Below are 10,293 nucleotides of genomic sequence, written 5' to 3' on the forward strand. Positions count from 1 at the left end.
AATACAGTAATGGAATCAAGAACTGTCAAGGGGCCGCGACCTCAGAGCATGACGACTTGTCGTCACCGCAAGCCGGGTAGCTTTTAACTTTCCCCAAGGCCTTACTGTTGGGCGCGCGGGAAGGGCTGGAGGGGCCGCCTCCCTCCCGTAGCCCGAGGGCGCCACGCGGGGGCCAGTAACTCCGCCGCGGGCCGCAGGGCCAGGCCAAGGCTCCCGCGGCAACTGTGAGCGCCCAGCCCACGGGGTCAACGGTGGCCGAGCGCCCGCCGGAGGACGGGCGTTGACGGCCTCAGCCGGGCTAACCTGGCCAGGCCCGGAAGGGAGCAACCTAGCCCGGCCGTTGACGTTCGTGGTGACTGGGCGCAAGGAGCCGCGGGGTTAAAGCCTGACCTGGTTCCGGGAACGCGGCGGGGGTCCGCGCGCCCGCGGTGAGATGATGTCGCAGGAGCTCGAGGGCATAAGGAGGCTGAGGTCCGGGACGCTTTACATGATAATAGTGCCTCTGCTCCTCACGCTTCTGCCGGCGGCGGTCGCCCTGGGCTTCGGCCTGGCCGGGTACCCCAGGACCATAGTTGGCCCCGGCATGGTGCACGTCAGGTACGTGAGCTACGGCGGGGCGGCCGCCCTGGGGGCCCTCATGGCAGTCGTGGCCCTGGGCGTTGTATCGCTGGTCCTGATGGTCATGTCCTTTGTCAACCTCAGGGAGGGCTTCAGCATGCTGGCCCTTGCCGGCAGGGGAGGCCTCACGGGCTCCGCGGGAGTCATAGTGGTCCTGGTCGGGATACTGATAGTCATAGTCGGGGCCCTGCTGAGCCTCATAGGGGGCCTCCTGCTCATAATGGTTGGCCTGGTTATCATTGTTGTTGGGTACATCTTCATAGGGGTGGGCTTCTTTGAGGTAGGCTCCTCCTACAACAACGGCATCCTTGAGGCAGGCGGCATCCTGGTGGCCATACCGCTGCTCATAACCAGCTTCATAGGCCTCATACTCTGCTACATAGGCCTGGGCGAGGTGGAGTCAAAGCTTAGCGCCAGGTCACCAGTTTGAAGAACCGGCTGGAGAGTTAGCTACACGAAATTTCAAATTTCAAAGACCCTTAGTAAAAACACTTGTTAGCATTATTAATAAATAATTACTAGTTATACTACTAGCAGAACAGTGGTGTTACGCTTGTCTAACAGAGGCGAGCTCGAGAGCCTCGGGGACCTTAAGAGGGGCCTGATCTACATTTTCATATCAGACGTCCTGAGCAGCATCTTCTACGTGTCCAGTTTCATAACGCACTCAGCATCGCTAATAGCTGAAGTCGTGTTATTGCTGGTAGACCTCGTGCTAGCCGTGATGGCGCTTATAAACCTCAGGAGAGGCTTCACCACGCTCTCCTCCATGGGCAAGGGAGGGTCCTTAGGTGCCTCCGGCGCGCTCGTCTCCGTTGTAGGCCTAGCAATAACGTTGCTCGGAATCCTGCTTATGTTCGTAGTTCTCCTCGGCGGCGCCGTGGTGGCTATACTGGGCCTGATAATAGTAATCGTGGGGTCCGTGCTGATCGGCGTGGGCTTTTACAGCGTAGGCAGCGCCTACAACAACAGCACCCTAAAGATAGGCGGGGTGTTCACCGCCCTGCTCTTCGTGCCGTTCCTCCCTCTAGTAGGCCTTATATTAGACTACATTGGATTGGGCGAGGTTGAGGGACAGCTGAGGGCCTCCCAGGTGAGCCAGCCAGGCGCGGCGCCTACAGCGTCGCCCCCTACCCTATGACTACGGGGGCAGTGCAGGGCGTCGGCTCGGCGGCCTCAATAGCCTTGACCAGGTCCCCAGCCCCATTTGAGAGCGGGCATAGGGGGTCCTCGGCGTAGGGGCTGCCGTACCTTATGTAGGCCCTTGCCCTGCAGCCGCCGCAGACCTCCTTGAACCTGCAGGAGCCGCAGGCCCCCTGCAGGGAGTCCCTCGACCTCAGGGACCTGAACAGGGGGCTGTTCCATATCCTTGAGGCCGGCTCCCTGGCCACGTTGCCTGCTGAGACTGGCAGGAACGGGCAGGGCCAGACCTCGCCGTCGGGCTTTATATAGAACATGCCCCTGCCGGCGGCGCAGCCGTAGACGAAGTACTTGGATACGCCAAGGGGCAGGCCCGACCTGGAGGCAAGGTAAGCGTAGTACCAGGGCACGCCTATGGGGGCTATCACCAGGTTTGACCTGCCCTGGAGCTCCGCGGCCCTCCTGACAACGTAGACGGCCTCCTTCGGCGTCAGGGCCAGCCCCCTGTTCTCGTCGCCCCTGCCTATAGCCACGAACGTGTAGAGCAGTATGACGTGAGCCCCCATCCTGTCCACGAACTCAACTATCCTGTCAAACTCGTCTATGTTGAGCTTTGAGACGGTTATGTTCACCTGCAGGTACATGTTGTGCCTGAGCACGTTCTCCATGCCCCTTATGGCGGCCCTCCAGGCCCCCGGCACCCCCCTGAACCAGTCGTGCCTCCCCGGGCTGAGGCTGTCAAGGCTTATGGCGGCGCCTATGACCCCCGACCTCTCCATCCTCCTGGCGACCTCGTCAGTTATCAGGACCCCGTTGGTAGCGTAGATCACGTTGAAGCCTAGGTCGCTGGCGTGCTGGGTCAACAGGAATATGTCATTCCTGACCAGGGGCTCCCCGCCGGTGAAGACGAGCATCCTGAAGTCCTTAACTGTGGTCAGGTTGTCAATTACCCTCAGGGCCCCCTCGGTGTCAAGCTCCCCCGGGTACTTGGCCCCTCCCCTGGCGTGGCAGTGGAGGCACCTGAGGTTGCACAGGGAGGTCACCTCGTACACGGGGTGGGGCGAGAAGCCGAAGCAGCTGAACGCCTTAGCGCCCGCGGCTGTCCTCAGCAGCCTGCCGAGGTCGTTGACCCACCTGCCGCTTATCCTCCACCCGGTGGACCTCTGTATGACCCTCAGGGCCCCGAACTGCCTCAGCAGCAGCGTCGGGGGCATTAAGTAGGGCCTCACTACCTTGGCCAAGCCGCTCACCTCAGCAGCAGGGCAGGCGCCAGCACCAGGTAGGGGGCGAGGGCGTTAACTACTACTGTCATGGCGCAGATCCTCTCCAGCGCTCCCCTGGTGTCCCCCAGCACCTTGCCCTCAAGCACCTTGGCCGTCGGGTAGGCTGCTATGGCTGACACCGCTAAAGCCGAGGCCGCGGCAGCCCTCAGGCCGGAGAGCTCCAAGGACGCCACCCCCGCGGACGCGGCCGTTAAAATCATGGCAGCGGCGTAGAGGTACCTGGCCCTCGCCGGGGTGAGCCTCACCACGAGGTTCCTCTTGTTGACCCTGGCGTCAGCCATGTAGTCCGGCACCTCGTTTATTATTATGACGGCGAACACCGTGAAGGCCGCTGGGAGCGAGAGCAGGGTGGCGTCAAGCGTTATCTTACCTGTAACTATATAGTAGGCGCTCACGGTGGCAAGCCACCCGTATGAGAACCCTATCCAGAGCTCCCCGACGCCCCTGTAGGCCCACCTGAGCGGAGGGGCCGAGTAGAAGACCCCGGCGACGATCCCCACTAAGGCCATTAAGATGAGCAGGGGCCTCTGGGCGAAGTATGTGGTAAAGTAGATTGCGGTGAGGGCAATAAACGCCGCTAGGGCGCCGTAAAGCGATATCAGCCCAACCCTCCTGGGCAGCAGCCCCCCTGAGAGGGCCCTGCTGCCGCCGCTGAACCTGTTGAAGCTCTCGTTTATCACGTCCCCCTCATAGTCGAAGTACTCGTTAGAGTAGTAAGTCGCGAGCATTATCAACGTGATCCCCGCGAGCCCCACGGCGTCGAGGCTGTAAAACCTGAGGCCATATTGCTCCCAGCCAAGCAGGAGGCCGGCTATGAACGGCGAGAGCCCGGGGGTCAGGAAGGGCAGCCTGCTGAGCATCAAGAACCCCTTGAGCTTCAGGCCCAGGTTCTCCAATGTCTCACCACTCATCAGATAATGTTACCACCTATAAGTGGTTTTCCATCAGGGCGGCGCTCGCGACCAAGGCGGGCAGCCGCCGGCTGAAGGGTTAATAGCCTGCCCAACTTCACAGCAGTGGGGGAAGCCTTGGCTAAGCTGTTCGGCACTGACGGCGTCAGGGGAATAGTTGGGGACCTCATGACTCCCACCTTCGCACTGAAGATGGGGCACGCCATAGGCGCCTACTTCGGCCCCGGCTCCAGGGTGCTGCTGGCCAGGGACGCCAGGGCGGCCGGGGACGCCCTGGCCAGGGCCGTCGCCGCGGGGCTCATGGCTGAGGGTGTAAAGGTGTACTACGCCGGCATGGTGCCAACCCCCACCATGCAGTACGGGGTCAAGGCCCTGGGCTTCGACGGGGGCGTCATGATAACCGCCAGCCACAACCCAAGGGAGTACAACGGGATAAAGGTGATCGAGCACGACGGCGTGGAGATACCCCACGAGAGGGAGCCCATAATAGAGGACTACTACTTCAAGGGCCACGAGGCCAACCTGCCATGGAGGTCCATGGTGTATGACGTGGCTGACGTGAGCCAGGCCGTCATAGACACCTACGTTAAGGCCGTTGTCTCCCAGGTCGACAGCGACCTCATAGCGAGGAAGGGGTTCACTGTCCTCGTGGACTGCGCCAACAGCGTCGGGGCCGTCACGACCCCCCTGATACTCAGGGAGCTGGGGGTCAGGGCAATAACTGTGAACTGCAACCTCGACCCCGGCTTCCCGGGGAGGAACCCGGAGCCCAACGAGGAGAACCTCGCCCTCACCCTCAGGTTCGTGAGGGAGGCCGGCGTCAACATGGGGGTCGCCCACGACGGCGACGCCGACAGGGCCATACTGATAGACGAGAGGGGGAGGCTCATATGGGGCGACAGGGCAGGCGCCCTGCTGACGCGCTTCGCTGTTGAGAGCGGCAGGTGGAAGGGCCTGCCCATGAAGACATACACGGCCGTCTCGAGCAGCCAGCTGGTCGAGGAGTACCTGAAGCCGGCGGGCGTCGAGGTCAGGTGGACGCCTGTGGGAAGCGTTACCATAGCGAGGACCATATTAAGCGAGGGAGGGGCCATAAGCGGCTTCGAGGACAACGGCGGCTACATGCACGTGCCACACCACACCGTCAGGGATGGAGGCATGACCACTGCCCTCGCCCTCTACATGCTTGCCCTCGAGGGCAGGGGCCTCGGGGAGCTCTATGACTCGCTGCCCCAGTACTACGCCATAAAGACCAAGGTGGAGGCCACCAGGGAGCAGGCGCTGTGCGGCGTCGAGGCCGTCAAGGAGGCCTTCTCGGGCTACAGGCAGATAACCATAGATGGGGTCAAGGTGATAGGCGACGACTTCTGGGTTCTCGTGAGGCCCAGCGGCACCGAGCCGATAATGAGGATATCAGTGGAGGCCAGGACCAGGGAGAGGGCAGAGGCCATAGTTAAGCAGGTCGAGGACCTGTACCGCTCCAGGTGCGGGGGAGCAGGGAAGTGAGGTACTACTTCTTTGAGCTGCTGGCCTGCCCGGTCTGCAAGAGCCCTGACCTGGTGCTGGTAGAGTTCAGGGTTGACGAGAACAGGGCCAACGTTGACCCAGCCAGGGTTAGGTGCAGGGAGACGTGCTACCTGCTCAGGAAGCCCGCGGCCCAGGTGCCCCTGGAGACCTGCGCCCAGTGCGTCAACAAGGACGTCATTGAGGGGGTCCTGGTCTGCAGGAGCTGCGGCAGGTGGTACCCCATAATTGACGGCATACCGAGGATGCTGGACGACAAGTTCAGGAAGGTTAAGGAGGACGTGGCCTGGCTCACCTCACACCTTGACAGGGTGCCGGAGGACGTGAGGAAGCTCATGAAGTGGCCCTCCCTCTCCTCCCAGTGAGCCCCTTAGCTGACATTGACTGTACCATTGAGCCCACCGTGGGGTCCTCTGAGAGGGAGCCTATCACCGTGTCGGGGCTGACTGCCAGCTCAACCACCCTTGTCTTGCCGTACCTGCCCCTGCTTATCACCCTGCTGCTTATTATGCCCAGCATGTCGAGCTCCCCCAGGACGCCGCTCACCCTCCTCAGCGTCACCTCCTCAAGGCCTAGGGACGAGGCCAGCTGCCTGTAGGCGTCGTATATCTCTCCCGTGGTCGCCCTACCCTCGGGCGACGTCAGCGAGGCCTTGAGTATGGCCGCCAGTATCAGCTTGCTGTGCAGGGGCAGGGTCCTTATGACGTCGCTGGCCTTGTCCCTCTCTATCTCCTGCCTGGCCCTGTAGACGTGGTCCTCGCTCACCCTTTCAGCCCCCTCCCTCTCAGCTATCTCCCCCGCCACCCTGAGCATGTCGAGGGCCCTCCTGGCGTCGCCGTGCTCCCTGGCAGCCAGGGCGGCCACGAGCGGTATGACCCCCTCCTCCAGCGCGCCCTCGTTGAACGCCATGGAGGCCCTCCTGGAGAGTATGTCCTTCAGCTGCTCAGCGTTGTAGGGCGAGAAGACCAGCTGCTCCTCGCCCAGGCTGCTCTTGACCCTGGGGTCCAGGGAGTCCACGAGCTTCACGCTGTTAGTTATGCCTATCAGGGACACCTTGGCCCTGGGCAGGTGCTCGTTTACCCTGGTCAGGTCGTACAGGACGTCGTCCCCCTTCCTGACAAGGAAGTCTATCTCGTCAAGCACAACTATGTAGACCCCCTCTAGCTTTGAGAGCCTCTTGACTATCCTTGAGAACAGCTCCCCTATGGAGAGCCCCGTGAAGGGCACCCTGAGGCCCAGCTGCTCCCCCATGTCGGCGAGCACCTTGTACGGGGTCTCCCTCTGCCTCACGTTGACGTATATCCACGACACGCTGGAGCCCCTGGCCTTGGCAAGCTCCTCGAGCCTCCTCAGCACGTACTTCGTCACAGCCGTCTTCCCGGTGCCCGTGAGGCCGTAGATGAAGGCGTTGCTGGGCCTCTCGCCCCTGAGGGCAGGGGCCACCACCTCGGCCAGCCTCTTTATCTCGGCCTCCCTGTGCGGCAGCTCCAGGGGCACGTAGTCTGGGAGCAGAACCTCCCTGTTCTTGAAGACCCTGCTCCTGGCGGCGGCCTCGAATATGTTGTCTATCTCGTCCAAGGGAAACACCGGCTCCAGAGGAAGCCTTGCAGCTGGGCGGTGAGCAGAGGTGGGGCGTAGTAACACAGGGGCCGTTGACCTAAGGGGCTGAGGGGCCCTCCGCGGCTGGCAGGGCAGGCTTAGCTGAAGTCCTGGCTGCCCAGGTTAAGTCGCAGGCCCTGCGGGCCTGCCAAGGCTTCTGCGGCAGGCCTCTATGAGGCCTTAGCGACTGGCCGCGAGGCATAATCAGGGGGCCCTGGTGGACCGGCCGGGACTTGAACCCGGGACCTCTCGGATGCCAACCGAGCGCTCTTCCAGCTGAGCTACCGGCCCACAGGGCCATTAACAATACTTTAGGGAAGCATTAAAAAGCTTACAGCTGGAGCCGCAGGAAAAATTAGAAAGTTAGAACATTAATTAGAATAATTGAATTTTGAAACTCTTTTTAATAACTTAATTATATAGGCCAAAAAATAATTCTTAAAAATGCATTTAATTAAACAATAAACTTTTATAAGTTTGTTTTACATCCTTTCACCTTTTGTGAGGTGAATACCGTGGCGAATCCAACTGTGCCGCAGGAGGCCGAGGAGAAGAGGGACAGGGAGGCCTACTGGACCATAAGCGGCGTCCTGCTGGCGCTCGTCATAATACTCCTCGGGCTTGGCCTCTACTTCCAGCTTGACCTGCACCACCAGCGTGCCCCGCTGCTCCTCGGCATACTCGCGGGCTTCGTGCTGGCCGCCCCGCTGAGATCTGGAACTGGGGCGATCCTGACATAGTCTGGAGGATCGTGTCTTTCCAGGACAGGCTCCTAATGGTGTGCTTTGGCTTCGCCATTGGGCCTGGGGCCCTGCTCCTCTACGGCCTCTACCTGATACCTGGCACCGCGCCCCACTTCGGCATCAAGGACTTCTTCGTGCCCGGCATCGTAGTTGGAGGCCTGATCTTCGGCATAGGGGTCGGCCTCTCGGGATACTTCCCAGGGCTGATATGGATAAGCCTCGGCCAGGGCAGGAGGGACGCCATATACGCCGTGATAGGCAGCCTGCTCGGGGCCTCACCTGGTCTCTGATATTCGGCGCTGCCAGGGGGCTTCTTCTGGACCAAGAAGTATTTTTCTTCTACTTTTAATGAAGAATAAAAGAGAAAAGGATCTATTATTGCATTAATCTTTCTAAGATACTTAATATTTCATCGATAACTTCTCTAGCTACGCATATTGAACTGGAGTTAAAGTTTGCATTAAACTTTTTAGGAGTTTAATATTGGGAGTAAGAGCCAATTCAAGAATTATTGGATAGCTTAAGGGAATCAGACTAGCGTATGGAGGAGCCTTTAAGTATTCCTCCTTTACCCTTATTTCACGACCTTCGTTATCTATTGTTATGAAATTATTATGATAATATATAATTCTCTTAAAAAAGTTTGAATAATGAATTAACTCTCTCTAACTTATCTACTCCGAACATATCGTCGTCTAAAAAGCAAATAATATTTCTTCACTCTCCGAAAAAGTCTTTACATACTTTCTCACCTAGGCGAGTAAATAGATAACTTTAAATTGTTGACTGACCGGTTAATCAATATGTGAAACGAAATGCAAGGTACAAAACACGAAATCCCTGATTGGGCATTCGAATTTCACGGGCATAGATGTCCTGCAATGCCACTAGGATATCTAGCTGGAAAATATGCACTAAAGCTGTTAGGAATAGATAGAGAGAAAGATACTGGAACCTACGTTTTTTCTGAAACCGGAGATGAACATGAGCAAGGCTGTTTCGACGATGGAGTCCAAATAGCTACAGGGTGTACATATGGAAAAGGGAACTATAAGAGACTCGGATACGGCAAAATAGCGATAATTGTTTATAAACCGGGCAAAGGTGCAGTAAGAATAAGGCCTAAGCCAGAAATCTTTGATGCGTGCAGTAAGTCCGAATTTTCCAAGTACAGAAAGTCTGGAATACCTGCATCTCAAGTTCCAAGAGAAGTTGCTGATGAGGTCATAAACTACATTCTTTCAAAGGATTTTGAGGAATTATTCTATTATGAATTTCTCAAGGACTTTACCTTTAACCCTCCTAAGAGAACGATGTTAAGAATAACATGTGACGGTTGTGGAGAACCAACATTCGAGAACTACATTAAAATATTCAATGGTAAGAAGCTCTGTCCACGTTGTTATGAGATTGAAAGAAATAAGAGGTGAAAACATGAAAGCGATTATTTTAGCAGTCACATTTATTATAACTTGGATAATATCTGCATTATTTGCAATAGCTGGAGTAGGAGCAGCTAATACTCTTATTCCTATTTATTACTCACTAGGTATACCTTATCTCAATAGCTGTAGCGGCAGGACTTCTATTATAATGTATTCTCATTATCGACTGCCACGGTGAATAATGGAAAAAGAGGAAGAGTTTTATGGAAATTGGGAACTATATTTCTTATTCCAGCTGTAATTATGTCGCCTATTGGTGCATATATAAGTATTCATACGCCGAGAAAGATGTTGTTATGGGTATTTGTGGCATTCTTAAGTTATACTTTATATAATTTAATAAAAGGGAAGGCAAAGGAGGAAGCTGGCAAGTTTTCAGGAAATGCAAAGGGGTACTTACTAGGTATATTAGTTGGGGCTATAGCGGGATTTCTCGGCGGCTTGCTTGGAGTAGGAAGCGGATCGATAATTTTGGCGGCTTTAGCACTCATTGAGACAGACTATAAAAAGGTACCTGCTACAGCTGCTTATATTACACTACTTAGTTATGCAAGCGGTTTTATTAGCTATTTACTTTTCTTGAGGAGAATCAGTTATGTTTTGTGGCTGGTGGTATTTATTGGAGGAGTTCTAGGAGGGTTCGCCGGATCTTATTTAACGAAAATGAATAAGGTGAGGACTACACTAGTAAAATATACAATAATAACGATTATAGCGTTTGTACTAATAAAAATCCTAGTGGGATTAATTTAAGTATTTAAACGTGCTATATAAACATGCTATACTAGGAGTGAAATATGAGACAAAGAAATGAAGAAGCAACTAAAGAAAAAATATTGCAAGCTGCTACTGAGGTTTTTGCAGAAGAAGACTTCTTTAAAGCCTCAATAGAAGAGATAAGTAAAAAAGCCGGAGTTTCAAAGGGTGTAATTTTCTGGCATTTTAAAACTAAGGATCAATTAATTCTAGAAGTTGCAAAGAAGAGTATTCCGCTAGATATTGTTGAGAACTGTATTAAGAATGAAGAAGA

Annotated in this window: 12 protein-coding genes, 1 tRNA gene and 1 other RNA gene; 10 read left to right on the forward strand and 4 right to left on the reverse strand. The window is 55.8% G+C overall.

Annotated features, from left to right (window positions below):
* Positions 1-112 precede the first annotated feature (112 nt).
* The 3 genes from ffs (at position 113) to ACP5H1_RS07295 (ending at position 1,759) form a co-directional block, all read left to right on the forward strand.
* Positions 113-422, forward strand: an RNA gene (gene ffs, locus ACP5H1_RS07285) — signal recognition particle sRNA.
* Between the two features lie 11 nt (positions 423-433).
* The gene (locus ACP5H1_RS07290) at positions 434-1,048 is read left to right on the forward strand and encodes a DUF973 family protein (RefSeq protein ID WP_427973545.1); all 615 of its coding nucleotides are present in this window, start codon (positions 434-436) and stop codon (positions 1,046-1,048) included.
* A gap of 123 nt (positions 1,049-1,171) precedes the next feature.
* Complete coding sequence (locus ACP5H1_RS07295; RefSeq protein WP_427973547.1) at positions 1,172-1,759, forward strand: DUF973 family protein; 588 nt, start codon at positions 1,172-1,174, stop codon at positions 1,757-1,759.
* On the opposite strand, the gene ACP5H1_RS07300 is transcribed toward ACP5H1_RS07295, so the two are convergent.
* Positions 1,749-2,999: a radical SAM protein gene (locus ACP5H1_RS07300; RefSeq protein ID WP_427973550.1), complete on the reverse strand. Its 1,251-nt coding sequence runs from the start codon at positions 2,997-2,999 to the stop codon at positions 1,749-1,751. The two genes, ACP5H1_RS07295 and ACP5H1_RS07300, sit on opposite strands and share 11 nt — an antisense overlap.
* A 5-nt stretch (positions 3,000-3,004) precedes the next feature.
* Positions 3,005-3,937, reverse strand: coding sequence for a prenyltransferase (locus ACP5H1_RS07305; RefSeq protein ID WP_427973553.1), 933 nt, complete (start codon positions 3,935-3,937; stop codon positions 3,005-3,007).
* A gap of 132 nt (positions 3,938-4,069) precedes the next feature.
* Here ACP5H1_RS07305 and glmM point away from each other — a divergent pair, with 132 nt between their 5' ends.
* Both glmM and ACP5H1_RS07315 read left to right on the forward strand, forming a co-directional pair.
* The gene (glmM, locus tag ACP5H1_RS07310; protein WP_427973556.1) at positions 4,070-5,458 is read left to right on the forward strand and encodes a phosphoglucosamine mutase; all 1,389 of its coding nucleotides are present in this window, start codon (positions 4,070-4,072) and stop codon (positions 5,456-5,458) included.
* On the forward strand, positions 5,455-5,841 hold the full coding sequence (locus ACP5H1_RS07315) for a Trm112 family protein (RefSeq protein WP_427973559.1): 387 nt from the start codon (positions 5,455-5,457) through the stop codon (positions 5,839-5,841). The genes glmM and ACP5H1_RS07315 overlap by 4 nt, the downstream gene beginning before the upstream one ends.
* Here the strand turns inward: ACP5H1_RS07315 and ACP5H1_RS07320 are convergent.
* Both ACP5H1_RS07320 and ACP5H1_RS07325 read right to left on the reverse strand, forming a co-directional pair.
* Positions 5,810-7,063 carry a Cdc6/Cdc18 family protein gene (locus tag ACP5H1_RS07320; RefSeq protein ID WP_427973562.1) on the reverse strand — a complete coding sequence of 418 codons (1,254 nt, stop codon included), beginning with the start codon at positions 7,061-7,063 and terminating at the stop codon, positions 5,810-5,812. The genes ACP5H1_RS07315 and ACP5H1_RS07320 overlap by 32 nt on opposite strands.
* A 227-nt stretch (positions 7,064-7,290) precedes the next feature.
* A tRNA-Ala gene (locus ACP5H1_RS07325) sits at positions 7,291-7,366 on the reverse strand.
* A 224-nt stretch (positions 7,367-7,590) separates the two neighbouring features.
* Between ACP5H1_RS07325 and ACP5H1_RS07330 the strand changes: the two genes are divergently transcribed.
* The 5 genes from ACP5H1_RS07330 to ACP5H1_RS07350 form a co-directional block, all read left to right on the forward strand.
* Positions 7,591-7,815 (forward strand): hypothetical protein, encoded by a 225-nt coding sequence (locus tag ACP5H1_RS07330; RefSeq protein WP_427973564.1) that lies wholly within the window; start codon positions 7,591-7,593, stop codon positions 7,813-7,815.
* An 11-nt stretch (positions 7,816-7,826) separates the two neighbouring features.
* Positions 7,827-8,108: a hypothetical protein gene (locus ACP5H1_RS07335; protein ID WP_427973566.1), complete on the forward strand. Its 282-nt coding sequence runs from the start codon at positions 7,827-7,829 to the stop codon at positions 8,106-8,108.
* Positions 8,109-8,633: 525 nt separating this feature from the next.
* Complete coding sequence (locus ACP5H1_RS07340; RefSeq protein ID WP_427973568.1) at positions 8,634-9,248, forward strand: FmdE family protein; 615 nt, start codon at positions 8,634-8,636, stop codon at positions 9,246-9,248.
* Positions 9,249-9,437: 189 nt separating this feature from the next.
* A complete protein-coding gene (locus ACP5H1_RS07345; protein WP_427973570.1) occupies positions 9,438-10,016 on the forward strand; it encodes a sulfite exporter TauE/SafE family protein in 579 nt (192 codons plus the stop codon).
* Between the two features lie 44 nt (positions 10,017-10,060).
* Positions 10,061-10,293: TetR/AcrR family transcriptional regulator (locus tag ACP5H1_RS07350; RefSeq protein WP_427973573.1), on the forward strand; the 233-nt coding region annotated here is incomplete at its 3' end.

The sequence above is a fragment of the Acidilobus sp. genome (assembly GCF_049973875.1).
Taxonomy (GTDB): domain Archaea; phylum Thermoproteota; class Thermoprotei_A; order Sulfolobales; family Acidilobaceae; genus Acidilobus.

Excerpts from the sequence above, each read along its gene's own strand:
- ACP5H1_RS07290 (WP_427973545.1), top strand. The coding sequence starts at position 434 with ATGATGTCGCAGGAGCTCGAGGGCATAAGGAGGCTGAGGTCCGGGACG.
- ACP5H1_RS07340 (WP_427973568.1), top strand. The coding sequence starts at position 8,634 with ATGCAAGGTACAAAACACGAAATCCCTGATTGGGCATTCGAATTTCAC.